Here is a 23,565-nt window from a genome sequence, read left to right as displayed (position 1 = left end):
TCGCGAAACAGGCGCCTCGTTCTATGTAGAAACTGTGTCGTCTTCATCGCGGGCAAGCCATGCTCCCACAGCAGCCTTGCCACAGGGTATTGAGGAGGTGGTCAGACCACCTCCAGCCGAATCTTGTGCTGGCTCAGCAATTGCGCCAGGGCCGGCACGGGTTGCTGGTCGGTCACCAGGCAGTCGATCAAGCTGATGGGCCCCAGGCGGACCATGGCGTTGCGCCCGAATTTGCTGGAGTCCGCCGCCAGCAGCACTTGTCGGGCGTTGGCGATGATGGCTTGGGAAACCCGCACTTCCTGGTAGTCGAAGTCTAGCAGGCTGCCGTCTTCATCGATCCCGCTGATGCCCACCAGGGCGAAGTCGACCTTGAACTGGTTGATGAAGTCGACGCTGGCCTGGCCCACCACGCCGCCGTCACGCCGTACGTTGCCGCCGGCGATCAGGACTTCGAAGTCGTCCTTGGCGCTGAGGATCGAAGCCACGTGCAGGTTATTGGTGATGACCTTCAGATGGTTGTGATTGAGCAGCGCCCGGGCAATGGATTCGGTGGTGGTGCCGATGTTGATGAACAGCGAGGCATGATCGGGGATCTGGGCGGCGATGGCTTCGGCGATGCGTTGCTTCTCGTCGCGCATCTGATCGGCGCGCATGGCGTAGGCGGTGTTTTCCACGCTTGAATCGTAGGCGGCGCCGCCGTGGTAGCGACGCAGCAGGTTCACTTCCGCCAGTTGGTTGATATCGCGGCGAATGGTTTGCGGGGTGACGACGAATAGCTGCGCCATTTCCTCGATGCTGACATAGCCGCGTTCGCGGACCAGTTCGAGGATTTGCTGTTGGCGGGGAGGCAGATTCATGGGGCTTCCTTTGGGCTGCCGTACAAAATTTGCCCATGATGCCGCAGGAATCCACTCCCGACCAGTTTCAGAACCTTATAAGGCTTTATTCAGCGTCTTCATGGGGTTCCCAATCGCGGGTGCGGCTGACCGCTTTCTGCCAGCCGGCGTAGAGTTTTTCCTTCGCCTGCTCGTCCAGTTGCGGTTCGAATTCGCGCTCGATCACCGCTTTGCCGCGCAGTTCTTCCAGGCTGCCCCAGAAGCCGCACGCCAGGCCGGCCAAATACGCAGCACCCAGGGCGGTGGTTTCACGCATTTTCGGGCGCTCGACCTGGGTACCCAGGATGTCGGCCTGGAACTGCATCAGGAAGTTGTTTGCCACCGCGCCACCGTCCACGCGCAGGGCCTTGAGGCGTTCCCCCGAATCCTGCTGCATGGCATCGAGTACGTCGCGGGTCTGGTAGGCAATCGACTCCAGCGCTGCGCGAATGATGTGGTCGACGCGTACGCCACGGGTCAGGCCAAACAGCGCGCCACGGGCATAGGGGTCCCAATACGGGGCGCCCAGGCCGGTGAAGGCGGGCACCAGGTACACACCGTTGCTGTCCTTGACCTTGTTGGCAAAGTATTCGGTATCCAGCGCATCGTTGATGATTTTCAGCTCATCGCGCAGCCACTGGACCGTGGAGCCGCCATTGAAGACCGCACCTTCCAGGGCGTAGGCAACTTCGCCGCGCGGGCCACAGGCGATGGTGGTGAGCATGCCGTGATTGGATTTGACGGCCTTGCTGCCGGTGTTCATCAGCAGGAAACAGCCGGTGCCGTAGGTGTTTTTCGCCTGGCCTGGCTCCACGCACATCTGGCCGAAAAGCGCCGCCTGCTGGTCGCCGGCAATGCCGCCGATGGCGATGCCGCTCTTGGTGCGGCCATAGATCTCCGAGGACGATTTCACTTGCGGGAGCATTTCGCGGGGGATGTCGAGGATGTCGAGCATCTTCGCGTCCCATTCCAGCGAGTGAATGTTGAAGAGCATGGTGCGCGAGGCGTTGGTGTAGTCGGTGACGTGGACCTTGCCGCCGGTGAATTTCCAGATCAGCCAGCTGTCGACGGTGCCGAACAGCAGTTCACCGTTGCGCGCACGCTCGCGGCTGCCTTCGACGTTGTCCAGGATCCACTTGAGCTTGGTGCCGGAAAAGTACGGGTCGGTGACCAGGCCGGTGGTTTGGCTGATGTATTGCTCGTGGCCATCGCGCTTGAGCTGCTGGCAGATTTCGGTACTGCGGCGGCATTGCCAGACGATGGCGTTGTAGATCGGCCGGCCGGTGGTCTTGTCCCAGACCACGGTGGTTTCACGCTGGTTGGTGATGCCGATGGCGGCCACCTGGTCATGGTGCAGGCCGGCCTGGGCGAGGGCTTCGACCATGACCGCGCTCTGGGTGGCGAAGATTTCCATGGGGTCATGTTCGACCCAGCCGGCCTGCGGGTAATGCTGGGCGAATTCGCGCTGGGCGGTGCAGACCACGTTGGCGTCACGGTCGAAGATAATCGCCCGCGAGCTGGTCGTACCCTGGTCGAGGGCAATGATGTAGTTCTTGTTCTGGATATCGGTCATGTCGATTGCCTTGGGACGTAAATTAGGGAAGAAGCCACGGTGCAGGCTGGAATGGCAGGAGCCTGCGCCGACTGTTTCAGGATGTTCTGGGCTTGCCGTCAATGGCCGGTTCTGCATCCTTTGTAGCAGTTATGGCGCTGGGCAGGTGGCGGGCAATCAGGCCGCGATAAGCCGCAGCACCCAGGCACGCACCCACAATCGGGGCAAAAATCGGAACCAGGAAGTACGGGATGTCGCGTCCACCCGTGAGGGAAATTTCACCCCAGCCGGCGAAGAAAGTCATCAGTTTAGGACCGAAGTCCCGCGCCGGGTTCATCGCAAAGCCTGTCAGCGGCCCCATGGAGCTGCCGATCACCGCAATCAACAGGCCGATCAGCAGTGGCGCCAGTGGGCCGCGAGGCAAACCATTGTTGTCATCGGTCAGGGACATGATCACTCCCATCAGGATGGCCGTGATGATCACCTCCACGAGGAAGGCCTGGCCGGTGGACAGTGCGGCGTGCGGGTAGGTGGAAAACACCGAGGCCAGTTCGAGGCTGGCTTCGGAGCCTCGAATCATGTGCCGAGACTGTTCGAAATCGAAGAATAGGTTGCTGTACAGCGTGTAGACCAGAAGTGCGCCGCAGAAAGCGCCGGCCACTTGGGAGAGCATATAGAAAGGCAGTTTGCGCTTTTCGAAGCCGGTGAAAATGCACAGGGCAATGCTGACGGCGGGGTTGAGATGGGCGCCGGAAATGCCCGCGCTCAGATAGATCGCCATGCTGACACCGACACCCCAGATGAGGCTGATTTCCCACAAACCGAAGCTGGCACCCGCTACCTTGAGGGCCGCGACGCAACCAGTGCCGAAAAAAATCAGTAGGGCAGTGCCCAGGAATTCAGCCAGGCATTGGCTGGACAGGGACGGCTGTTGTAAAGCAGTTGTCATTCAAACCTCGGTTTTTTGTTGTTTTGCTGCGCCTTCGATAAAGCTCGATTGCGCGATCTCCGCCGAGGCAGGATCCCCATCCTGATCTCGGGTTGCTGCTTGAGACCTGCGATATGACTTTCAGTTTCGAAAAAATATAGACAAGAAACGCTGGTGTCAAAGGTCGAAAGTGAACCGTCGGTCACATTTCAACTATTCGTGGCGTGAATGACTCTTCCACTGACGGTGGGGTACCGGTACTCGCGACCCCGTCCCAAGCCTTTTCATTGGCGATGGCTTAGAATCCGGCCACTCTTTTTTCATTTCCTTGTCAGGAGCAGTCATGACACCCGCGTTGGATCTGCTTAAGAAAGTGCGCGCCGAACATCGTATCCACAGTTATGAACACGATCCCAAGGCCGCGTCCTACGGCCTGGAAGCGGCGGAAAAGCTCGGCCTGGATCCGGCGCAGGTGTTCAAGACGTTGTTGGCGGCCAGCGAAAAGGGTGAGCTGTTGGTGGCGGTGGTGCCCGTGGCCGGAAGCCTGGATTTGAAAGGCCTGGCCCATGCCGCCGGGGTGAAAAAGGTCGAGATGGCCGACCCAGCCGCTGCGCAGCGTTCGACCGGTTATCTACTGGGTGGGATCAGCCCGCTGGGGCAGAAGAAGCGCCTGCGCACTTTTATCGACAGTTCGGCACAGCCGCTCGCCAGTATGTTTGTCAGTGCGGGAAGGCGCGGCTTGGAAGTCGAGTTGGCGCCTTCGGTATTGAAGGAGCACACCGGGGCGGTGTTTGCCGATATTGGGCGTGCTTGAATAGAGCCGGGTGGCTGCTGCGCAGCCAAGCGGGAGCAAGCTCCCTCGCCACAGGGGTAAGGCTTGAGCTTTATCTGTGTTTTCATCGGCTCTGTAGGGTGAAAATTCTACTGATCTGTCACTGGATAAGCTGCGCCGCTGCACCGCATGCTGGCGCATCAAAAAAAGGAGAAGTGCCATGCAGCTTGCGTTTCATCAGGTCGATGCGTTCAGTGACCGGCCGTTCGGCGGTAACCCGGCGATGGTCTATCGCCTCGACGGCTGGCTTGCCGATGACTTGATGCAGAAGATCGCCGCCGAACATAACCTGGCTGAAACCGCGTTTCTGGTGCGTGAAGGCCAGCATTGGCATATCCGCTGGTTCACGCCCGCCACCGAAGTCCCTCTGTGCGGGCACGCCACGTTGGCCAGCGCTTATGTACTGTTCGAGGTCTACCACGAAACGGTCGAACGACTGGATTTCATCTGCAAGTCCGGTTCGTTGAGCGTTACGCGCGAGGGTGACCGGTTGTGGCTGGATTTTCCGGCCGTCGTGCCTGCCGAGTTGGGCGCGTCCTTGGCCGTCCAGAGTGCCTTGGGTGTCGAAGCGGTGGACGTGCTGAGCTCCAACGAACTGTTCGTGGTGCTGGAGTCGGAGCAAGCGGTGCTCGATTGCAAGCCGGACATGGCGGCCCTGGCAAAGCTGCCTTGGCCCGGCGCTATCGTGACCGCGCCGGGGAGCAAGCATGATTTTGTCTCGCGCTATTTTGCCCCGGCGATCGGCATCAACGAAGATCCAGTCACCGGCTCGACCCACTGCAGCCTAATTCCCTATTGGTCCAAACGCTTGGGCAAGCATGGGCTGACGGCTTACCAATGCTCGGCCCGGGGCGGGGCGTTGTTCTGCCGGTTGGAGGGTGAGCGGGTGAAGATCGGCGGGAATGCGACGTTGGTGGCCAGTGGGACGTTGATGCTGGGTTGATGGCATTCCCCGCTGGTTTGCGCCCTGTAGGAGCTGGCGAAGCCTGCGATCTTTTGATCTTTTGATCTTTCGCTTGAAATTCAAGTGGCTGGGGAAAGATCGCAGCCTCGTTCCACTCGTCAGCTCCTACAGGCTATAGCGCCGCACACCGCTGTCCACCGGCGGGATGTGCGCCGCGGTGCTGCCTGAGGCCTGGAACAGCACCAGGTGTTCAGCCGCCACGCGGATGCCGACACTGTCCCCGAGCTGATGGTCGGCGTGGCTGGGGAAGATCGATTCCAGTTGCGCGCCTGTGGGCAATTGCAGGCGATACAAGGTTGAAGCGCCCAGGAAGGTCTTGCCGACAATGCTGGCGGTGAGCGTGCTCTCCGGTGCGTAGACGATATCGTCTGGGCGCAGCAACACATCCACCGCTCCGCCGATGGGCCAGGTGTAGGCTCGGTTACCGCGCAGGGTGCCCAACTCGGTTTGCACCGATTCCGGGCTGTCGAGCCGGCCGCGAATGAAGTAGCCCTGGCCAATGAAGCTGGCGACGAATGGTGTCAGCGGTTCGTGATACAGGTTGTAGGGCGTGTCCCACTGTTCCAGTCGACCTTCCTTGAATACCCCGACATGATCACTCACGGCGAAGGCTTCTTCCTGATCGTGTGTGACCAGGATCGCGCTGGTGCCGCGGGCCTTGAGAATATCCCGCACTTCATGGCTGAGCTTGCGTCGCAACTCGCCATCGAGGTTGGAGAACGGCTCATCGAGCAACAGCAGTTGTGGTTCTGGTGCCAGCGCGCGGGCCAGGGCCACACGCTGTTGCTGGCCGCCGGACAACTCATGGGGAAAGCGCTTGCCCAGGTGCTTCAGGTTGACCAGTTCCAGCAACTCTTCGACGACGCGATCCTTGTCCGGATGCTTGCGAATGCCAAAGGCGATGTTCTCGGCCACGCTCAGGTGGGGAAACAGGGCATAGTCCTGGAACACCATGCCGATACGGCGTTTTTCCGGGGCGAGGGTGAAACCGGCGCGGGAAATGGTTTCCCCTGCCAGTTGGATTTCACCCTCGTGCACTGGTTCGAAGCCGGCGATGGCACGCAACGTGGTGGTCTTGCCGCACCCGGACGAACCGAGCAGGCAACCGATATCGCCGGCATTGAGGTGCAGGTTGAGGTTCTGCACGACCCGCTGGTTTTGGTAACCGCAGGCCAGGTCATGCAAATTCAGCAGCAGCGAATGGCTCATGCGTGGTGATACGCCGGCTCGACAAGGAACTCGAGCAGTGCCTTTTGCGCGTGAAGTCGATTTTCTGCCTGGTCCCAGGCCACCGAGCGCGGATCGTCCAGCAAATCGAAACTGATCTCCTCGCCACGGTGGGCCGGCAGGCAGTGCATGAACAGCACGTCGGCATCCGCCAGGTCGAGCAAAGCCCGGTTGACCTGCAGCGGCGCGAACAACTCGAGGCGCTTGGCGGTTTCTTCTTCCTGGCCCATGGAGGTCCAGACGTCAGTGCTCACCAGGTGCGCACCGGCCACGGCCTGTTTGGGATCACGCACGATGGTCACCCGGTCCCCGGCCTTGGCCAGCAACTCGGCATTGGGGTCAAAACCTTCGGGGCAGGCAACGCGCAGTTGGAAGTCGAACTGCAGCGCCGCTTCTATATAGCTGTTGCACATGTTGTTGCCATCGCCGATCCAGGCCACGGTCTTGCCCTGGATCGAGCCACGGTGCTCGAGGAAGGTCTGCATGTCGGCCAGCAACTGGCAGGGGTGCAGGTCGTCGGACAGGCCGTTGATCACCGGTACGCGGGAATGGGCCGCGAACTCGGTCAGGGTGCTGTGGGCAAAGGTACGGATCATCATCGCGTCCAGCATGCTCGACATGACGATGGCGCAATCGCTGATGGGTTCGCCGCGGCCCAGTTGGGTGTCGCGGGGCGACAGGAAGATCGCCTGGCCGCCCAGTTGGATCATGCCGGCTTCGAAAGAGATGCGGGTGCGGGTCGATGACTTCTCGAAGATCATCCCCAGCACGCGGTTTTTCAAGGGCTCGAACAGTACGCCGCGGTTACGCAGGTCCTTGAGCTCCACGCCTCGACGGATCACGCCGAGCAACTCATCGGGCGTGAAATCCATCAGGGAGAGAAAGTGCCTTGCGCTCATGATTGACTACCTTTTTGTAACTGACCGCAGATGCTCAAAGCCTTGTTTATTCAAAAAACGGGCGAGACCTGCGGCAAAAGCCGCACGGGGCGACGAAATAGGGGAAGGCGCGATCTTATAATTAAATGTCGCGTCTTACCAATAGGGCTACGGTTTTTGGGGATTTCAGCGAGGCCATCACGCGAATGCGATGGCATATTTGTGGCCGGTTTCCTGACAGCAGCGACCCATTTGTACACTGGCGTTGCTTGGCTTGGCAATCAAGCGCGGCGGGCGTGCCATGGATGAGAGTCGGTTTGCGCCGTGGCGTCCCAGCCTTTCGCCTGTCTGCTGGTGGCTGTGAAACATTTCCTAATGCAAAGGCCTGGGTTATAAATGAGCCTCAGCGGCACAGGAGCCCGAAATGGATTCGAAAGAGCAACAATTGATGGAATTGCTGGGGCTGACTGCACGCTCGCTGACGCACCTGACGGCTTCGGTGACTTCCATGTCATTCGAATTGCTGCGCAGCGATGATGAGGTGACCAAGGCTGCGGGACGTCGGATGATCGACCGCATGGCCACTATCAGCAGCGGCCTCGACGAGCATTGGCGGCTTATTGGCGAGCTCACGGGTGTGCCCATTGCCCAGGAGCAGGTGGAAACCGTCGAAGAAATCCAGATGCTGGCACCGCCTTCCGATCAGCCTTGACGCCCTCTCATCGGTGGGCCTGATGCCCGGCAATTCACAGGACGAACGTCGCTGGCGCTGCCGGGAATCACGCGCCATAGTTTTGTTCCCGCGGCCGAAAGCGCCCGCCACGAATAAAACAGAGACTGGCCATGACCAAGACTCTCCACCACCGTGCGTGCCACCTGTGTGAAGCCATCTGCGGCTTGACCCTCGAAACCACCGAAACCGACGGCCAGGGCCTGGCGATCACCTCGATCAAGGGCGATGCGCTGGACACCTTCAGCCGCGGTCACATCTGCCCCAAGGCGGTGGCCCTGCAAGATATCCAGAACGATCCAGACCGGCTGCGCCAGCCCATGCAGCGCGTTGGCAATGAATGGCAACCCATTGCCTGGGACGACGCCTTCGCGTTGGTGGCCGAGCGCCTGGCGGATATCCAGGCGCGCCACGGCCAGAACGCGGTGGCGGTCTACCAGGGCAACCCCAGCGTGCATAACTATGGGCTGATGACCCACAGCAACTATTTCCTGGGCCTGTTGAAAACCCGCAGCCGTTTCTCGGCGACTTCGGTGGACCAACTGCCCCATCACCTGACCAGCTATTTGATGTACGGCCACGGCCTGCTGCTGCCGATTCCGGACATCGACCACACCGACTTCATGCTGATCCTGGGCGGCAACCCGCTGGCTTCCAACGGCAGCATCATGACCGTGCCGGACGTGGAGAAGCGCCTCAAGGCGATCCAGGCCCGTGGCGGCAAGGTGGTGGTGGTCGATCCGCGCCGCAGCGAAACGGCGGCCATTGCCAACCAGCACGTCTTTGTACGCCCCGGTGGTGATGCTGCACTGCTGTCTGGTTTGCTCAATACATTGTTCAGCGAAGGCCTGATCCGTGACAGTCACCTGCCGGTGGACGGCCTGGACGAGGTGCGTGAGGCCGTCGCCACGTTCACGCCTGAAGCCATGAGCCCGCTCTGTGCGGTGCCGGCAGCGCAGATCTGGCAATTGGCCCGGGACTTCGCCGCCGCGCCGTCAGCGGTGTGCTACGGGCGGATGGGGGTCTCGACCCAGGCGTTTGGCACGCTGTGCCATTGGCTGATCCAGGTGATAAATCTGGTCACCGGCAATCTTGATCGGGTGGGCGGGGCGCTGTGCACCGAGCCGGCGGTGGACCTGGTCGCTACCACCTCGGGCGGGCATTTCAACCGTTGGCAGAGCCGGGTGTCCGGGCGTCCCGAGTACTCAGGGGAGTTGCCGGTGTCGGCCCTGGCCGAGGAGATGCTCACCGAGGGTGAAGGCCAGATTCGTGCGCTGGTCACCGTGGCCGGCAACCCGGTGTTGTCCACACCCAACGGGCGGCAACTGGAACAGGCCCTGGACGGGCTGGAGTTCATGGTCAGCGTCGATTTGTACATCAACGAAACCACACGTTACGCCGACCTGATCCTGCCCTCGACCTCGGCCCTGGAGAACGATCATTACGACACCACGTTCAACCTGTTCGCGGTGCGCAACGTGACCCGTTTCAACCGGGCGATCCTGCCCAAGCCCGAGGGTGCGCTGCACGATTGGGAAATCTTCGTCGGCCTGGCCAAGGCCTTTGCCGCCCGAACCGGCAAGGAACTCAAGCCGACCATGCCGCCGGCGCAGATGATCGATTTCGGCCTGCGTAGCGGGGCGTATGGCGACGCCTCTCCGCACAAGCTGTCCCTGACGACCCTGTTCGATCATCCCCATGGCATCGACCTCGGTGCGCTCAAGCCCAACCTGGCAGCACGCCTGAAAACCGAAAACCAACGTGTGCAGGCCGCGCCAGCGGTGATTCTTGCCGACCTTGTGCGCTTTGCCGCGTTGCAGGCGCCAAAACCGGACGAGTTGCTGATGATTGGCCGCCGCCATGTGCGCAGCAACAACTCCTGGATGCATAATTTTCATCGACTGGTGAAGGGCAAGCCACGTCATCAGTTGCTGATGCACCCGGATGATCTCGCCAGTCGCGGTCTTGAGGACGGGCAGCGCGTGACGGTCAGTTCGCGGGTGGGCGTCATCGAAGTCGAGGTGCTGGGCAGCCTGGACATGATGAAAGGCGTGGTCAGCCTGCCCCATGGCTGGGGTCATGCCCGGCCAGGCGTGCAGATGACCATTGCCAGCGGGCAACCGGGCTCCAGCGCCAACGACCTGACCGATGATTGTCAGCTCGATGAGTTGTCCGGCAACGCGGCGCTTAACGGCGTTCCGGTGAAGGTGGCCGCTGCGTAAAATTGTCTCTGGAGCAGGTTCGGCTTTCCGTTACAATGCGTCACCGTGTCGACAACTTAAGTCGCAAAAGTTTTAAGCCGAGGTGCTCCATGGATATCATCGAAACGATTAAAGACCAGATTGCCAACAACACCATCCTGCTTTACATGAAAGGCTCGCCGAACGCGCCACAGTGCGGTTTCTCGGCCAAGGCTGCTCAGGCTGTGATGGCGTGTGGCGAGAAGTTTGCCTACGTGGACATCCTGCAGAACCCGGAAATCCGCGCCAACCTGCCCAAGTACGCCAACTGGCCAACCTTCCCACAGCTGTGGGTGGGTGGTGAGCTGATCGGTGGTAGCGACATCATGACCGAGATGGCCGCTGACGGCTCTCTGCAGGCCACGATCAAGGAAGCGGTAGAAAAAGCGGCGGCGAACAAGACCGAAGCCTGATTCATGGATGTATGAAACCATGTGGGAGCGAGCTTGCTCGCGATAGCGGTAGGTCAGTCAGTATTTCTTACCTGATCCACCGCTATCGCGAGCAAGCTCGCTCCCACAGTGGATTTAGGTGGGCCTGGAAACCCAGGCAATAAAAAGCCCCGCCTCTCGAAAGAGGGCGGGGCTTTTTAGTGGCTTGCTTTCGGAGAAACTTACTCTTCACCCATCTGCGATTGCAGGTAGTTCTCAAGACCGACTTTGTCGATCAGGCCCAGTTGGGTTTCCAGCCAGTCGATGTGTTCTTCCTCGGACTCGAGAATGTCTTCCAGCAGTTCACGGCTGCCGAAGTCACCAACGCTTTCGCAATGGGCGATGGCGACTTTCAGGTCCTTGTGGCCTTCGCGCTCGATTTTCAGGTCGCACTCAAGCATCTCGCGGGTGTGTTCGCCGATGTGCAGCTTGCCCAGGTCCTGGACGTTCGGCAGGCCTTCGAGGAACAGGATGCGCTTGATCAGCTTGTCCGCGTGCTTCATCTCGTCGATGGATTCGTGGTACTCGTGCTTGCCCAGCTTGTTCAGGCCCCAATCCTCGTACATGCGCGCATGCAGGAAGTATTGGTTGATCGCGACCAGCTCATTGGCAAGGATCTTGTTGAGATGCTGGATGACTGTAATGTCGCCTTTCATGATGAGGCCTGCCCTGTAATAGCTGTGTATAAGGCAGAGTTTGAGCCGCGCATTTACGAGTGTCAAACCTAAGTTATTGAATAATAAATGAAAATTAATCGGAATAAGAATGTTTGTGTTCCGCGTCTGGACGCTAAGCATTTGATTTGCAGGCATAAAAAAACCGGACACTGGGTCCGGTTCCTTGAAAACTATTTATTACGCGTTATTACGCGGCGGTAAATTCTACCGGGTAGGGGATCGAGGCCTGTGCCGTTTGCACTTTGGCGAGGGTTTCACGAACCACTTCCTTGGCCAGGCAGGCACATTTGCCGCATTGGCTGGCTACGCCGGTGGCCTGGCGGACTTCGCGATAGCTGCAGCAACCTTCGTAGATCGCTTCGCGGATTTGCCCGTCGGTGACGCCAGTGCAGAGGCATACATACATAAGTGAGAACCGTCGCTGGTTGTGACTCAATTGAGACGGATCTTAATGTTAACGAGAATGATTGTCAAAGTGGTTTCTCAAGGTCTTGCGCCAGAGCGTTGCCGGGCTGACGAACGGTTTATCCAGGACGACTGATGCGACATGAAACCGGACGGCGATTTTTCGATACCACCGAAAAACCGTTGAAGACAGTCCAAATGCGCGGTGTATGATGATCGGCCCTTGCAAGCGGGTTCGTGTCACAGGGCTGTCGCCTGAGGGTGGCAGGCTGGCCCGGACCTTGTTTTCACGCTATTACATCAGGAGATATCCAATGAGCGTACTCGTAGGCAAACAAGCCCCAGACTTCACCGTTCCAGCCGTCCTCGGCAACGGCGAAATCGTCGACAGCTTCACCCTGTCCTCGGCCATCAAAGGCAAATACGGCCTGGTGTTCTTCTATCCACTGGACTTCACCTTCGTCTGCCCGTCCGAGCTGATCGCACTGGATCACCGCATGGATGATTTCAAGGCGCGCAACGTCGAAGTGGTCGCTGTTTCGATCGACTCGCACTTCACCCACAACGCCTGGCGCAACACCCCGATCAACAATGGCGGTATCGGTCAGGTGAAATACACCATGGCTGCCGACATGAAGCACGAAATCGCCAAGGCCTATGACGTTGAATCCGAAGGCGGCGTGGCCTTCCGTGGCGCGTTCCTGATCGACGACAAAGGCGTTGTCCGTTCGCAGATCATCAACGACCTGCCACTGGGCCGTAACATGGAAGAACTGATCCGTCTGGTCGACGCGCTGCAATTCCACGAAGAGCACGGCGAAGTCTGCCCGGCCAACTGGAAAAAAGGCGACAAGGGCATGACCGCTTCGCCTGAAGGCGTTGCCGCTTACCTGGGCGAGCACAGCGACAAGCTGTAAGCGCACCGAGGCATAAAAAAACCGGCTCATGATGGGCCGGTTTTTTTATGGGTGTTTCAAACTTGTCGGCTGAAACACAGAACCTTATGGCGAGGTGATTTATCTGTGGGAGCAAGGCTTGCCCGCGATGGCAGCGATGCGGTCTTCAAAAACCGAGTCGCCTGTGTCGCGAGCAAGCTTTGCTCCCACGGGCCGCCACAATGGCTCTACTAGTCAGTCGTCGAAATCCTGCCAGCCACCCATCTCTTTCCACCGGTTGACGATGCCGCAGAACAGCTCGGCGGTCTTCTCGGTGTCGTAGCGGGCCGAGTGGGCTTCACGGCCATCGAAATCGATATCGGCGGCCTGGCACGCCTTGGCCAGGACGGTCTGGCCGTACGCCAGGCCAGCCAGGGTCGCGGTGTCGAAGCTGGAGAACGGATGGAACGGGTTGCGCTTCATGTCCAGGCGCGCGACGGCGGCGTTGAGGAAGCCCAGGTCGAAGCTGCTGTTATGGCCGACCAGGATCGCTCGCTTGCAACCGTTGGCCTTGAGCGCCTTGCGCACGCCACGGAAGATGTCGGTCAGGGCCGTTTCTTCGCTGACTGCCATGCGCAACGGGTGATCGAGCTTGATCCCGGTGAACTCCAGGGCCGCTGCTTCGACGTTGGCGCCTTCGAACGGCTCGACACGGAAGAAATAGGTGTGGTCAGGGAACACAAAGCCTTTTTCGTCCATGCCAATGGTGGTCGCGGCGATTTCCAGCAAGGCGTCGGTGGCGGAGTTGAAACCGCCGGTTTCTACGTCGACGACGACCGGCAGGTAGCCACGGAACCGAGCAGCCATAGGGTGACGGGCGCCGCCCGAACCACCGTTGCCGTCCTGTTCGTCGTCGAAATGATCTTCACTCACACGTTTTCCTCCAGCAGGCGCCAGCGCAGTTTTTCACCGGCGCGCAGCGGGATGACAGCCAGATCGCCGAAAGGCAGGCTGGCGGGGGCGGTCCATTCGTCACGGACCAGGGTAATACGATCGGTGTTCACCGGCAGGCCATAGAAGCGTGGGCCATGCAGGCTGGCGAAGCCTTCGAGTTTGTCCAGCGCGTTGCGCTGTTCGAAGGCTTCGGCGTACATCTCGATGGCGGCATAGGCGGTGTAGCAACCGGCGCAACCGCAGGCCGCTTCCTTGGCGTGCTGGGCGTGGGGTGCCGAGTCGGTGCCGAGGAAAAACTTGGCGCTGCCGCTGGTGGCGGCGTCCAGCAAGGCTTCCTGGTGGGTATTGCGCTTGAGGATCGGCAGGCAATAGAAGTGCGGCCGGATCCCGCCCACCAGCATGTGGTTGCGGTTGTACAGCAGGTGATGGGCGGTAATGGTCGCGCCGACGTTGGCCGGGGCCTCGTTGACGAACTGCACGGCATCGCCGGTGGTGATGTGTTCGAACACCACCTTGAGGGTCGGGAAGCGCTCTACGACGCGGCGCATGTGCTCGTCGATGAAGATTTTCTCGCGGTCGAACACGTCGACGTCGCCCCGGGTGACTTCACCATGGATCAACAACGGCATGCCGACTTCGGCCATGGCCTCCAGCGCCGGGAAGATCTTGTCGATGCTGGTGACGCCGGAATCGGAGTTGGTGGTGGCACCGGCCGGGTACAGCTTGGCGGCATGGACGAAGCCGCTGGCCTTGGCCTCGCGGATTTCTTCGGGCTGGGTGCGGTCGGTGAGGTAAAGCACCATCAACGGTTCGAAGCGGCTGCCAGCAGGGCGTGCGGCGAGGATGCGCTGGCGATAGCCGTCGGCCTCGGCGGCGTTGCGCACTGGCGGAACCAGGTTAGGCATGATGATTGCGCGCCCGAAGGTGCGCGCGACATCGGCGACGGTATGGGTCAACACAGCACCATCGCGAAGATGAATATGCCAGTCGTCGGGACGCAGCAGGGTCAGGCGGTCGGACATTGGGGGGCTTCCAGGCGGGTCAAACTGTGGGAATGCTACCGGAAAAGACCGATTCAGGCACCCGCTATCAAGTTCTGGCACAACTTACCGATAGCTCCTACAGGTGTGCCACGAATCCGTGCAGTGCGCCGGACAGGCGTCATGCCCTCGGCATGCGTCGATCTTTGTATAAAAGTCAGTGGAGCCTCCCGTGCGCCAGCGTTATCTAGCCTTGCTCAGTGTGTTTGCCAGCCTTCCCGCCATGGCGCTCACTTTCCAGACCCGTCTGGAGAGCATTGAGTGGACGGTCGAAGGTGACAAGTTCGAGTGCCGGCTGAGCCAGCCGATCGCTGATTTTGGCAGTGGCGAATTCGTGCGCCGGGCGGGCGAACAGGCGACGTTTCGCCTCAAGACCTATAACCCGATGCTTGGCGGCGGTTCGGCAACCTTGCTGGCGGCCGCCGCACCATGGCAGCCGGGGCGGGGCGATATCAACCTGGGCTCGGTCAGCATCGGCAGCGGCGACGTACTGTTCAACAGCTCCCAGGTCCAGGCTGGCCGTTTGATCAGTGGGCTGATGGAAGGTCGCAGCCCCGTGGTGCGCCGCAACACCGAGGACGGGCGAGTCTCGGAAGTCCGCCTGCTGCCGGTGCGTTTCAGCAAGGCCTTCAACGACTATCAAGGCTGCGTGGCAAAACTGTTGCCAAAGAATTTCGAGCAGGTGAAGCAGACACAGATCGGCTTCCCTGGCGAAGCTGTCGAGCTCGATGCCCATGCCAAGGCACAGCTGCAGGTGATGCTCGACTTCATCAAGGCCGATCCAAGCGTCAATCATGTCGAGCTTGACGGCCACTCCGACAACAGCGGCAACCGCCTGACCAACCGTGAGCTGTCACGCCGCCGGGCCCTGGCGGTCCAGGACTTCTTCAAGGCCAATGGCTTCCAGGAGTCGCAGATTACCCTGCGCTTCCACGGCGAGCGTTATCCCCTGGTGCCCAACACCAACGCCGCCAACCGAGCCAAGAACCGTCGCGTAGTCGTGCGCCTGGAGCGCGTGGCGCCGACTGATGCGCCGGCACCGCAGGCACCCGCCGCGCAGCCCGCGCCCGCTGCGGCGCCCGCCAAGGCTCCGGCGCCAACCGCAGCGCCGGCCAAGACGCCCGCTGGGGCGACGGCGCGGACGTCCTGAGTCGATTTTGACCGTCGCGCAATCGACATAATCTGTCGCTTCGTCGTCATAAGCTGTCGCGCCCCTGTAAATTATCCGCGCTGGACGTTAGACTTCCCGGCTTTCCGTACAACCCGTGGAGTGATGGCATGGCGGACGTAAACAAGGTCGTTCTGGCGTATTCCGGCGGCCTGGACACTTCGGTGATCCTCAAGTGGCTGCAGGACACTTATAACTGCGAAGTGGTGACCTTCACCGCTGACCTGGGGCAGGGCGAAGAAGTCGAGCCTGCACGCGCCAAGGCCCAGGCCATGGGCGTCAAAGAGATCTACATCGATGACCTGCGCGAAGAATTCGTCCGCGACTTCGTGTTCCCGATGTTCCGCGCCAACACCGTTTACGAAGGCGAGTACCTGCTGGGTACCTCCATCGCCCGTCCGTTGATCGCCAAGCGCCTGATCGAAATCGCCAACGAAACCGGCGCCGATGCCATTTCCCATGGCGCCACCGGCAAAGGCAACGACCAGGTGCGTTTCGAGCTGGGTGCCTATGCCCTCAAGCCAGGCGTGAAAGTCATTGCCCCGTGGCGTGAATGGGACTTGCTGTCCCGTGAAAAACTGATGGACTACGCCGAGAAGCACGCGATTCCGATCGAGCGCCACGGCAAGAAAAAATCCCCGTACTCGATGGATGCCAACCTGCTGCACATCTCCTATGAAGGCGGCGTGCTGGAAGACACCTGGACCGAGCACGAAGAAGACATGTGGCGCTGGACCGTCTCCCCGGAGAAGGCTCCCGATACCCCGCAATACCTGGAACTGACCTATCGCAACGGCGATATCGTCGCTCTGGACGGCGTTGAGATGAGCCCGGCCACCGTGCTGGCAACCCTGAACCGCATCGGTGGCGAACACGGCATCGGTCGTCTGGACATCGTCGAAAACCGCTATGTGGGCATGAAGTCCCGCGGCTGCTACGAAACCCCGGGCGGCACCATCATGCTGCGCGCCCACCGGGCGATCGAGTCGATCACCCTGGACCGCGAAGTGGCTCACCTCAAAGACGAGTTGATGCCCAAGTACGCCAGCCTGATCTACACCGGCTACTGGTGGAGCCCAGAGCGCCTGATGCTGCAACAGATGATCGACGCCTCCCAGGCTCACGTGAATGGCGTGGTACGCCTGAAGCTGTACAAGGGCAACGTGATCGTCACCGGGCGCAAGTCCGACGAGTCGTTGTTCGATGCCAACATCGCGACCTTCGAAGAAGACGGCGGTGCCTACAACCAGGCTGACGCGGCCGGCTTCATCAAGCTCAACGCCCTGCGCATGCGCATCGCGGCGAACAAGGGTCGCAAGCTGTTCTGACCCTGGTGACATGAAAAACGGCCTGCCATGAGCAGGCCGTTTTTTTTGCCCTTTTTTTTGTGTGGCCTTTGTTGCGGCGCTTCCCCCGCTCGCTCATTCATCCTGCCTGTGCGTTGCCAGGCCTGCGTTGCTGTAGATGACGTACACGACGATGCCGGCGTGTTTCAAATGTCTTGATCGACAAGTCTCGATCGGACGTTTCGATTGGCTGCATACGATACAAAGGGTGTCTGGTTCGCGCCTGCGTCGATGAAGACGTATCACCAGCAGTTCCTTGACGTCGTCCGCCCGACGTAGTTGTCGTTTGCGTCGACAGGGCGAATCATCCATGGTCTTTATGAAGTGTTTGTTCTTGCGAAAATCCGAAGGTGAATACAAGGAACGGTAATTGAAGTTGAGCGTTATGAAAAAAAGCAGCAATAGGTAAAAAGGAAAGCTGATCAGGAACCACAGATAATATTCACGATCCTGGTCATCCAGAAAGGGCAGGGAAATCGCTGCGGAAGTTTCGGATAAAGTAGCGAATATGGCGATGAGGGTCATGGGGTTGGTTATAGTCTTCAAAGGTTTGTTCATGGTTAATGCTCATGGAATACTTGTGCTCGGTGAGTGGGTTGGAAAGTGGTTGTCCATGCCGAATAAATATAGGCATGGTCGCAATGGCTGCCCATGTTGGATGTCAGGCGCCTGAGTATGTTTTATATAGGATTTCCCTTCCTTAAGTGAGTGGAAGGCAGTTTTAACAGTAAATAATTCAGTTACTTTCTATGAGTGAATAACTTTTCAATGGGCTGCCCATAGGTGGGTGGGGCGGTGAAAAGCGCATTGTTCACAGGGTTACCGAATTGTTAAGAAAGGTCATTCCTTCTCAGTAAAAAAATCCATGACACATTTTTTCTGCGGCGATTTGTAGGAGTTTTCTGTATAGCTTGTAGGTTCTGTCTCTCGGTGCGAGCGTTCAGGGGGGGGCAGCATGCCAAGGTAGAAATGACTAGGCTATTGTGCGTGCTCTAAAAATTCGAACAGCGAAGTTGGATTTGCCCATGAATAAAGTGCTGATCGTGGATGATCATCCCGTCATTCGTCTTGCTGTACGTTTGCTGATGGAGCGTCATGGTTATGAAGTCGTTGCCGAAACCGATAATGGCGTCGATGCGTTACAGTTTGCTCGCGAGCTTATGCCCGATATCGTCATTCTCGATATTGGTATTCCGAAGCTGGACGGGTTGGAAGTCATTGCCCGCCTGACGACCATTCCTTCACCCATGAAAGTGTTGGTGCTGACTTCCCAGGCGCCGGGACATTTTTCGATGCGCTGCATGCAGACAGGGGCGGCCGGGTATGTATGCAAGCAACAGGATCTTACCGAGTTGTTAAGTGCAATCAAGGCAGTACTGTCTGGTTACAGTTACTTTCCCAACCAGGCATTGCATACGGTGCGGTCGAGTCTGGGTAATGCCAGTGAGTCCGATATGGTCGATCGATTATCGGGGCGGGAAATGATGGTCTTGCAGCAACTGGCGCGCGGAAAGACCAACAAGGAGATCGCCGATGGAATGTTCTTGAGCAACAAGACCGTCAGTACCTACAAGACGCGCCTGTTATTGAAGCTCAATGCCCGTTCGCTGGTCGACCTGATCGAACTGGCGCAGCGCAATGGCTTGGTGTGAGTTTTCGGGTTACGCGTACTCAGTAAAAAGCCTCCATCAGGGAGGCTTTTACGTGTCAGAGGTCAAAATCATAATCGGCCAGTTGTTTCTGCAGGCGACGCTCTTCCAGCAGGTTATCAATGGTGCGGCGCTTGCTCAGGTTGGTTTTCGCCACTTCCACGACCACAGGTTCGACGTCGTCGGCCTCAGTGGCGATGAATTCGTCTTCTACATCCAGTTGTTCTTTGCCAGCACTCATGGGTTCGACTCCAGGCTAAGACTGCCATTGGCGCTCCTTATATCGATAAACCACGGGCGGGTAAAAAAGATTTTTTCAATCGATGGATCGATAAAAGCAATAGCGCCTCAATCGTCGGAGGTCTTGTGCTTGTATTCGCATAAATCTTCGATTCGGCAGCTGCCACAGCGAGGCTTGCGCGCCAGGCAAACGTAGCGGCCGTGAAGGATGAGCCAGTGATGGGAGTCCAGCAGGAATTCCTTGGGAACAAATTTCATCAATTTCTTCTCGACCTCCACCACGTTTTTGCCGGGGGCCAGCCCGGTGCGGTTGCTGACGCGGAAAATGTGGGTGTCGACCGCCATGGTCAACTGCCGAAACGCGGTATTGAGCACGACGTTGGCGGTTTTGCGGCCGACGCCCGGAAGGGCTTCCAGCGCTTCGCGCGTCTGCGGGACTTCACTGTCGTGGCGCTCGATCAGCAGGCGGCAGGTCTCGATCACGTTTTTGGCCTTGCTGTTGAACAGCCCGATGGTCTTGATGTATTCGGACAGTCCTTCGATGCCCAGGGCATGGATCGCCTCCGGCGTATTGGCCACCGGGAACAGTTTGGCCGTGGCTTTGTTGACGCCGACGTCGGTGGACTGGGCTGACAGAATGACCGCGATCAGCAACTCGAACGGCGAGGAATAGGCCAGTTCGGTTTTCGGTTCCGGGTTGTCCTCGTGAAGGCGACGAAATATTTCCAGGCGTTTTGCGGCGTTCATGGGCGCGGCATTTCCTCAGCGGATGAATGGGGTTTGGCGGCCCTCCAGGCCTGTCGGGCCGCCAACAGCAGCCCGAGCAGAATGAACCCGCCAGGGGCGAGCAAGGCCAGGGGCAGGCCGCTGCCGATCAGCCCACGCACGGCGCCCAGGCTGATCATCAAAAGGCCAAACAGCCCGGCCAACCTGAGGCGTCCGGGCCAGCGAGAGTCAACGAAGAAGCCCTCATGCTCCAGCGCTACGCAGCTCAGGGCGATCCAGCCAACGTAAAGGCTCAACGGTCGATACAATTCCAGTGCCCAGGCCTGGCCGACAAGGCCAATGCAGGTGCTCAGGGTAGCGGCCAGCACGAGGGAGGCGAGCAGCCGTTGACAGGCTGCCAGGTGTTGCCGGACAAGCCCCATTGCCAAGCCATGGCTGAAAAGAACCAGGGCCCAGGCCAGCCATAACCCCAGCGCGCCAACCAGCGAGTCGCTCGCGCCGACCAAGGGGACGAGCAGCAGGCCGTGTATCAGTCCCCATGGCTTATTCATTGGCCGCCACCCCCGTCAACTGAGCCTTGTGCTCGTCGAAGTAACGCAGCGCATCGTGAACAGCCTGGAGGACCGCCCGGGACGTCACTGTCGCGCCTGCCAGTTGATCGAACTGCCCCTGGTCCTTTTTCAAGGCCCAGCCGCTGTCATCAGGTGCCTGGCGTGATTTACCCGTGAAGGTCTGCAACCAGGCGTTCGGCCAGCCGGCAATCGCCGCGCCCAATCCGGGTGTCTCGGATTGGCGCAGGGTCTTGACGCCCAGCAACCGGCCCTGTGGATCGATGGCGACCAGCAATTCGATGCTGCCTTCATAGCCCAGCGCCTGGCTACGCAGCAGCACGGCGCTGGGTTGGCCGCTGCGAGTCGCCAGGTAGCCACCCAGCAGCGTGCTATGGGCCAGGGGCACCGAAGTTGTGACAACGGGGTGCGCCAACGGCTGGTTATCATAGTGGTCGGTGGGCAGCACCTCGAGCAAGGCCCTGTTCGCCAGTGCTTGCTGCTGGGCCTCGATACGCCCGGCGGTGCCGAGGTGCGTGAGGTAAGTGGCACCGATACCCAGGCCGATCAATAAGGTCAGGATTGCCACGCCGACGGGATTGTTCATGTCAGTGGCCGCCGTTGTCGCGCCTCGGCAAACCGCTCCAGCGCCGGCACGCCGAGGTTCATCAGCAACACGGCGAACGCCACGCCGTCGGGGTAGCCACCCCAGGTGCGTATCAGATAGACCAGCAATCCCATGCCCGCGCCAAACAGCAGGCGGGCGAGAGGAGCCTTGGCACCCGAGACCGGTTCGGTCGCGATAAAAAACGCGCCGAGCATGGTTGCGCCGCTGAACAGATGAAACAGCGGCGAGCCATGGGAGTCGGAGCCCGAACCGTTCCAGCACAGCAGGCTGACGACGGACAGGCTCAGCAGCATGCCCACCGGCGCATGCCAACTGAACACCCGTTGCTGCAGCAGAAACAGACCGCCCCCCAGGAAGGCCAGGTTGACCCATTCGACACCCCGGCCACCGAAACGCCCGAACGCCGGATCGTTGGCGAACAGTTCATCGACGGTCAGGCTCGTGTTGATTCGCAGGCTGTCCAGTGCGGTCGCCCCGGCCCAGGCATCGGGCGCTGGATGAGCGCCGAATACCTGCTGCAAGCCTTCAGACAGGCCCATGCCATGGAGCGCCGGCCAGTGACTCATCTGGGAAGGAAACGCCACCAGTACCAGGGCGTACCCGAGCATTGCCGGGTTGAACGGGTTGCTGCCGACGCCGCCCCACAGGTGCTTGCCGAACAGCAAGGCGCAGGCGGCCGCCGTGACGGTCAGCCACCAGGGGCAATAGGCCGGCAAGGCCAGGGCCAGCAGCGTGGCGCTGACCAGCGCGCTGCCATCGCTCAGGTCGGGCCTGAGTGGCTGGCGTCGCAAGCGCAGCACCAACGCCTCGATTGCCAGCGCAGTGACGCCGGACAACAGCAGGTTGAGCGCCACGCCCCAGCCATGGAACCACAGCAACGCCAGCACGCCGGGCAGCGTTGCCAGCAACACTCGCGTCATTGCTTGGCGCAGCCGTTCGTCCACGGGCTCAAGAGGCGGCATGGACGTCCACCTGGCGTTCGGCATCCTTCACCGCTTGTTCCAATGCCTGCAGTTGTTCATCCGATGCTGTAGCTGCCCGGGCTTTGCTGAGTTCGGCGCGGCGCATCGCCAGTTGGATCTTGGCTCGCTTCAGCTCGGCGTTTTGCGTCGGTGCGGGGGCTGGCGCGGCCGTGGGTGTGGGTGCGGCGTTTTCCAGTTGGCTCAGCGCCTGTTCGGCCGCTTCGAACTGGCGTTGCAGCACGATCAGTTGCGATTGCTGCTCGAAGGTTGGCGGGTGGCCGAACGCTTTCAAGGATTTATTCAACTGCGCCCGGCTCATGGCCAGGTCGACCTTGGCTTTTTTCAAGGCGGCATCGGCAGTGGCGGCTTTTTGCGCGCGTACGCGCTCCAGTGCGGCTTGCACGGGGTCGAGTGCCGGGTCCTGGGTTTGAGCCTGGGCCTGCGCCGCCCGTTGGGTTCGAGCCAGGCGTTCGGCCTGGCGCTGCTCTTCTTCGCGGCGCAGGCGCGCATTGCGTTGTTCGAAGCGGCGCCGGGCATGATTGCGCTTGGCGGTTCGCGCCTGCTGTTCTTCGACGCTGAAGGCCAGGCCGCCGACGATCGGCAGCACGTTTGCGGTCGGCAGAGGATGCATTTCGATGCAATCGACCGGGCAGGGCGCCACGCACAGATCGCAGCCTGTGCATTCGTCGATGAGGACGGTGTGCATCAGCTTGGCGGCGCCGACAATCGCGTCCACCGGACAGGCCTGGATGCACTTGGTGCAACCGATGCATTCGGCTTCACGGATAAAGGCGACTTGCGCCGGGGCCACGCCGCGGCTGGTGTCCAGCTCCAACACCGGTATTTTCATCAGCTCGGCCAGGGCGGCGATGGTTTCGCGCCCCCCGGGCGGGCATTTGTTGATCGGCTCGCCCTGGGCGATGCCTTCGGCGTAGGGTTTGCACCCGGGATGGCCGCACTTGCCGCATTGGGTCTGCGGCAGCAGGGCGTCGATACGTTGAATCAGGCTCATGTTTTGACCAGCCCACGCAATCCGAGAAAGGCCACCGCCATCAGTCCGGCGCTGATCAACTGAATCGGCAGGCCCCGAAAGGGCAGGGGAATATCGTTATTGAAGGTGCGCTGGCGCAGATCGTCGAACAGGCCCAGCACCAGCCAGAACCCCAGCCCGGCACCCAGGCTCAGGGCGATGGCGTGGCCCATGCCTCGGTCATCCTGGCCGTTGAGCAGTGTGACGCCAAGTATGCCGGCATTACCCAGCAACAGCGGCCACAACCCCTCGAACGGCATTGCCGGCCGCCAGCGTGCCAGCAGGCGCAGCAAGGGGCCAATCAGCAACACGCTCAAGGACAGCCAGGCCAACAGGCGCAGCGAGACCAGGTTGGTCGGTGCCAGCAGCCCATGATCGATCAGGTAGCCCAGGGTGCCGACGATCAGCATCAGGCATGCCGTCGCCAGGCCCAGGGCGTGTACCTGCTTCCTGCCGTTGACCGCCAGCAGCGGATCGACGCCCAGCGGCCAGTGCAACACCAGGTTGTTGATCAGGGCAGCGCTGAACAGCGTGAGGACGATTTCGGTCATGGGTGTGTTGGCGACAAAGGACCTGTTACAAGATTAGGCATTATCCGGCACGCCGGGGGCGTGGGCCAGATATGAAAATCCCACAGCCACCTGCAAGGCGACTGTGGGA

26 protein-coding genes are annotated in these 23,565 nt (G+C 60.1%); 9 read left to right on the top strand and 17 right to left on the bottom strand.

What is annotated here, in order from left to right; translation table 11 throughout:
- Positions 1-101: 101 nt before the first annotated feature.
- The 3 genes from QMK47_RS22655 to QMK47_RS22645 all read right to left on the bottom strand — a co-directional run bounded on the left by QMK47_RS22655 (position 102) and on the right by QMK47_RS22645 (position 3,376).
- Positions 102-857: a DeoR/GlpR family transcriptional regulator gene (locus QMK47_RS22655; RefSeq protein WP_003204973.1), complete on the bottom strand. Its 756-nt coding sequence runs from the start codon at positions 855-857 to the stop codon at positions 102-104.
- A gap of 85 nt (positions 858-942) precedes the next feature.
- Positions 943-2,448, bottom strand: a complete 1,506-nt coding sequence (gene glpK / locus QMK47_RS22650) for a glycerol kinase GlpK (protein WP_057452514.1) — start codon at positions 2,446-2,448, stop codon at positions 943-945.
- Between the two features lie 76 nt (positions 2,449-2,524).
- Positions 2,525-3,376, bottom strand: coding sequence for an MIP/aquaporin family protein (locus tag QMK47_RS22645; protein ID WP_320389365.1), 852 nt, complete (start codon positions 3,374-3,376; stop codon positions 2,525-2,527).
- A 322-nt stretch (positions 3,377-3,698) separates the two neighbouring features.
- Here QMK47_RS22645 and ybaK point away from each other — a divergent pair, with 322 nt between their 5' ends.
- Positions 3,699-4,169 carry a Cys-tRNA(Pro) deacylase gene (ybaK, locus tag QMK47_RS22640; protein WP_320389364.1) on the top strand — a complete coding sequence of 157 codons (471 nt, stop codon included), beginning with the start codon at positions 3,699-3,701 and terminating at the stop codon, positions 4,167-4,169.
- Between the two features lie 178 nt (positions 4,170-4,347).
- Positions 4,348-5,130: a PhzF family phenazine biosynthesis protein gene (locus QMK47_RS22635; protein ID WP_320389363.1), complete on the top strand. Its 783-nt coding sequence runs from the start codon at positions 4,348-4,350 to the stop codon at positions 5,128-5,130.
- Between the two features lie 126 nt (positions 5,131-5,256).
- On the opposite strand, the gene QMK47_RS22630 is transcribed toward QMK47_RS22635, so the two are convergent.
- On the bottom strand, positions 5,257-6,360 hold the full coding sequence (locus tag QMK47_RS22630) for an ABC transporter ATP-binding protein (RefSeq protein WP_320389362.1): 1,104 nt from the start codon (positions 6,358-6,360) through the stop codon (positions 5,257-5,259).
- Positions 6,357-7,277: an ornithine carbamoyltransferase gene (argF, locus tag QMK47_RS22625; protein ID WP_253477509.1), complete on the bottom strand. Its 921-nt coding sequence runs from the start codon at positions 7,275-7,277 to the stop codon at positions 6,357-6,359. The genes QMK47_RS22630 and argF overlap by 4 nt, the downstream gene beginning before the upstream one ends.
- A 403-nt stretch (positions 7,278-7,680) precedes the next feature.
- Between argF and QMK47_RS22620 the strand changes: the two genes are divergently transcribed.
- The 3 genes from QMK47_RS22620 (at position 7,681) to grxD (ending at position 10,639) form a co-directional block, all read left to right on the top strand.
- Positions 7,681-7,968 (top strand): hypothetical protein, encoded by a 288-nt coding sequence (locus tag QMK47_RS22620; protein ID WP_072348410.1) that lies wholly within the window; start codon positions 7,681-7,683, stop codon positions 7,966-7,968.
- 131 nt (positions 7,969-8,099) lie between these two features.
- Complete coding sequence (locus QMK47_RS22615; RefSeq protein ID WP_320389361.1) at positions 8,100-10,208, top strand: molybdopterin oxidoreductase family protein; 2,109 nt, start codon at positions 8,100-8,102, stop codon at positions 10,206-10,208.
- Positions 10,209-10,297: 89 nt separating this feature from the next.
- A complete protein-coding gene (grxD, locus tag QMK47_RS22610) occupies positions 10,298-10,639 on the top strand; it encodes a Grx4 family monothiol glutaredoxin (protein ID WP_003204956.1) in 342 nt (113 codons plus the stop codon).
- 200 nt (positions 10,640-10,839) lie between these two features.
- On the opposite strand, the gene bfr is transcribed toward grxD, so the two are convergent.
- Both bfr and QMK47_RS22600 read right to left on the bottom strand, forming a co-directional pair.
- Positions 10,840-11,313 (bottom strand): bacterioferritin, encoded by a 474-nt coding sequence (gene bfr, locus QMK47_RS22605; protein ID WP_018614169.1) that lies wholly within the window; start codon positions 11,311-11,313, stop codon positions 10,840-10,842.
- A 208-nt stretch (positions 11,314-11,521) separates the two neighbouring features.
- The gene (locus QMK47_RS22600; protein ID WP_003178704.1) at positions 11,522-11,740 is read right to left on the bottom strand and encodes a bacterioferritin-associated ferredoxin; all 219 of its coding nucleotides are present in this window, start codon (positions 11,738-11,740) and stop codon (positions 11,522-11,524) included.
- A gap of 313 nt (positions 11,741-12,053) precedes the next feature.
- Between QMK47_RS22600 and QMK47_RS22595 the strand changes: the two genes are divergently transcribed.
- A complete protein-coding gene (locus QMK47_RS22595) occupies positions 12,054-12,656 on the top strand; it encodes a peroxiredoxin (protein ID WP_003204949.1) in 603 nt (200 codons plus the stop codon).
- Positions 12,657-12,869: 213 nt separating this feature from the next.
- Here QMK47_RS22595 and rnt read toward each other — a convergent pair whose 3' ends face one another.
- Both rnt and pyrC read right to left on the bottom strand, forming a co-directional pair.
- A complete protein-coding gene (gene rnt / locus QMK47_RS22590) occupies positions 12,870-13,547 on the bottom strand; it encodes a ribonuclease T (RefSeq protein ID WP_253477505.1) in 678 nt (225 codons plus the stop codon).
- Entirely contained in the window at positions 13,544-14,590 is a 1,047-nt protein-coding gene (gene pyrC / locus QMK47_RS22585) for a dihydroorotase (RefSeq protein ID WP_214509444.1), read from the bottom strand. Before pyrC ends, rnt begins: the two co-directional genes overlap by 4 nt.
- A 190-nt stretch (positions 14,591-14,780) precedes the next feature.
- Here pyrC and QMK47_RS22580 point away from each other — a divergent pair, with 190 nt between their 5' ends.
- Complete coding sequence (locus QMK47_RS22580; protein ID WP_253477502.1) at positions 14,781-15,758, top strand: flagellar protein MotY; 978 nt, start codon at positions 14,781-14,783, stop codon at positions 15,756-15,758.
- A 128-nt stretch (positions 15,759-15,886) separates the two neighbouring features.
- Entirely contained in the window at positions 15,887-17,104 is a 1,218-nt protein-coding gene (locus tag QMK47_RS22575) for an argininosuccinate synthase (protein ID WP_003204943.1), read from the top strand.
- A 93-nt stretch (positions 17,105-17,197) separates the two neighbouring features.
- Here QMK47_RS22575 and QMK47_RS22570 read toward each other — a convergent pair whose 3' ends face one another.
- A complete protein-coding gene (locus tag QMK47_RS22570; protein ID WP_253477499.1) occupies positions 17,198-17,680 on the bottom strand; it encodes a hypothetical protein in 483 nt (160 codons plus the stop codon).
- Positions 17,681-18,147: 467 nt separating this feature from the next.
- Between QMK47_RS22570 and QMK47_RS22565 the strand changes: the two genes are divergently transcribed.
- Complete coding sequence (locus QMK47_RS22565) at positions 18,148-18,774, top strand: response regulator transcription factor (protein ID WP_057452503.1); 627 nt, start codon at positions 18,148-18,150, stop codon at positions 18,772-18,774.
- Positions 18,775-18,829: 55 nt separating this feature from the next.
- On the opposite strand, the gene QMK47_RS22560 is transcribed toward QMK47_RS22565, so the two are convergent.
- From QMK47_RS22560 to QMK47_RS22530, 7 genes are all read right to left on the bottom strand, one after another.
- Positions 18,830-19,012, bottom strand: a complete 183-nt coding sequence (locus QMK47_RS22560) for a PA3496 family putative envelope integrity protein (RefSeq protein ID WP_214509446.1) — start codon at positions 19,010-19,012, stop codon at positions 18,830-18,832.
- A 107-nt stretch (positions 19,013-19,119) separates the two neighbouring features.
- On the bottom strand, positions 19,120-19,758 hold the full coding sequence (nth, locus tag QMK47_RS22555) for an endonuclease III (RefSeq protein WP_320389360.1): 639 nt from the start codon (positions 19,756-19,758) through the stop codon (positions 19,120-19,122).
- Positions 19,755-20,288 carry an Rnf-Nqr domain containing protein gene (locus tag QMK47_RS22550; RefSeq protein WP_253477440.1) on the bottom strand — a complete coding sequence of 178 codons (534 nt, stop codon included), beginning with the start codon at positions 20,286-20,288 and terminating at the stop codon, positions 19,755-19,757. Before QMK47_RS22550 ends, nth begins: the two co-directional genes overlap by 4 nt.
- Complete coding sequence (locus QMK47_RS22545; protein ID WP_320389359.1) at positions 20,281-20,892, bottom strand: RnfABCDGE type electron transport complex subunit G; 612 nt, start codon at positions 20,890-20,892, stop codon at positions 20,281-20,283. The genes QMK47_RS22550 and QMK47_RS22545 overlap by 8 nt, the downstream gene beginning before the upstream one ends.
- On the bottom strand, positions 20,889-21,875 hold the full coding sequence (locus QMK47_RS22540; RefSeq protein WP_253477434.1) for an RnfABCDGE type electron transport complex subunit D: 987 nt from the start codon (positions 21,873-21,875) through the stop codon (positions 20,889-20,891). The genes QMK47_RS22545 and QMK47_RS22540 overlap by 4 nt, the downstream gene beginning before the upstream one ends.
- A complete protein-coding gene (rsxB, locus tag QMK47_RS22535; RefSeq protein WP_320389358.1) occupies positions 21,862-22,887 on the bottom strand; it encodes an electron transport complex subunit RsxB in 1,026 nt (341 codons plus the stop codon). Before rsxB ends, QMK47_RS22540 begins: the two co-directional genes overlap by 14 nt.
- Positions 22,884-23,456: an Rnf-Nqr domain containing protein gene (locus QMK47_RS22530; protein WP_320389357.1), complete on the bottom strand. Its 573-nt coding sequence runs from the start codon at positions 23,454-23,456 to the stop codon at positions 22,884-22,886. Before QMK47_RS22530 ends, rsxB begins: the two co-directional genes overlap by 4 nt.
- Positions 23,457-23,565: the final 109 nt, after the last annotated feature.

Source organism: Pseudomonas sp. P9_35 (assembly GCF_034008205.1).
Lineage (GTDB): Bacteria > Pseudomonadota > Gammaproteobacteria > Pseudomonadales > Pseudomonadaceae > Aquipseudomonas > Aquipseudomonas kilonensis.
This window is presented reverse-complemented; position numbering and strand designations above follow the sequence as displayed.

Coding starts and splice junctions, on each gene's coding strand:
- QMK47_RS22575 (WP_003204943.1), top strand. CDS start 15,887: ATGGCGGACGTAAACAAGGTCGTTCTGGCGTATTCCGGCGGCCTGGAC.
- QMK47_RS22545 (WP_320389359.1), bottom strand. CDS start 20,892: ATGAACAATCCCGTCGGCGTGGCAATCCTGACCTTATTGATCGGCCTG.
- grxD (WP_003204956.1), top strand. CDS start 10,298: ATGGATATCATCGAAACGATTAAAGACCAGATTGCCAACAACACCATC.
- QMK47_RS22540 (WP_253477434.1), bottom strand. CDS start 21,875: ATGCCGCCTCTTGAGCCCGTGGACGAACGGCTGCGCCAAGCAATGACG.
- QMK47_RS22630 (WP_320389362.1), bottom strand. CDS start 6,360: ATGAGCCATTCGCTGCTGCTGAATTTGCATGACCTGGCCTGCGGTTAC.
- QMK47_RS22635 (WP_320389363.1), top strand. CDS start 4,348: ATGCAGCTTGCGTTTCATCAGGTCGATGCGTTCAGTGACCGGCCGTTC.
- argF (WP_253477509.1), bottom strand. CDS start 7,277: ATGAGCGCAAGGCACTTTCTCTCCCTGATGGATTTCACGCCCGATGAG.
- QMK47_RS22560 (WP_214509446.1), bottom strand. CDS start 19,012: ATGAGTGCTGGCAAAGAACAACTGGATGTAGAAGACGAATTCATCGCC.
- QMK47_RS22600 (WP_003178704.1), bottom strand. CDS start 11,740: ATGTATGTATGCCTCTGCACTGGCGTCACCGACGGGCAAATCCGCGAA.
- rsxB (WP_320389358.1), bottom strand. CDS start 22,887: ATGAGCCTGATTCAACGTATCGACGCCCTGCTGCCGCAGACCCAATGC.
- QMK47_RS22565 (WP_057452503.1), top strand. CDS start 18,148: ATGAATAAAGTGCTGATCGTGGATGATCATCCCGTCATTCGTCTTGCT.
- nth (WP_320389360.1), bottom strand. CDS start 19,758: ATGAACGCCGCAAAACGCCTGGAAATATTTCGTCGCCTTCACGAGGAC.
- ybaK (WP_320389364.1), top strand. CDS start 3,699: ATGACACCCGCGTTGGATCTGCTTAAGAAAGTGCGCGCCGAACATCGT.
- pyrC (WP_214509444.1), bottom strand. CDS start 14,590: ATGTCCGACCGCCTGACCCTGCTGCGTCCCGACGACTGGCATATTCAT.
- QMK47_RS22530 (WP_320389357.1), bottom strand. CDS start 23,456: ATGACCGAAATCGTCCTCACGCTGTTCAGCGCTGCCCTGATCAACAAC.
- QMK47_RS22550 (WP_253477440.1), bottom strand. CDS start 20,288: ATGAATAAGCCATGGGGACTGATACACGGCCTGCTGCTCGTCCCCTTG.
- bfr (WP_018614169.1), bottom strand. CDS start 11,313: ATGAAAGGCGACATTACAGTCATCCAGCATCTCAACAAGATCCTTGCC.
- QMK47_RS22645 (WP_320389365.1), bottom strand. CDS start 3,376: ATGACAACTGCTTTACAACAGCCGTCCCTGTCCAGCCAATGCCTGGCT.
- QMK47_RS22570 (WP_253477499.1), bottom strand. CDS start 17,680: ATGAACAAACCTTTGAAGACTATAACCAACCCCATGACCCTCATCGCC.
- QMK47_RS22655 (WP_003204973.1), bottom strand. CDS start 857: ATGAATCTGCCTCCCCGCCAACAGCAAATCCTCGAACTGGTCCGCGAA.
- QMK47_RS22615 (WP_320389361.1), top strand. CDS start 8,100: ATGACCAAGACTCTCCACCACCGTGCGTGCCACCTGTGTGAAGCCATC.
- glpK (WP_057452514.1), bottom strand. CDS start 2,448: ATGACCGATATCCAGAACAAGAACTACATCATTGCCCTCGACCAGGGT.
- QMK47_RS22595 (WP_003204949.1), top strand. CDS start 12,054: ATGAGCGTACTCGTAGGCAAACAAGCCCCAGACTTCACCGTTCCAGCC.
- QMK47_RS22620 (WP_072348410.1), top strand. CDS start 7,681: ATGGATTCGAAAGAGCAACAATTGATGGAATTGCTGGGGCTGACTGCA.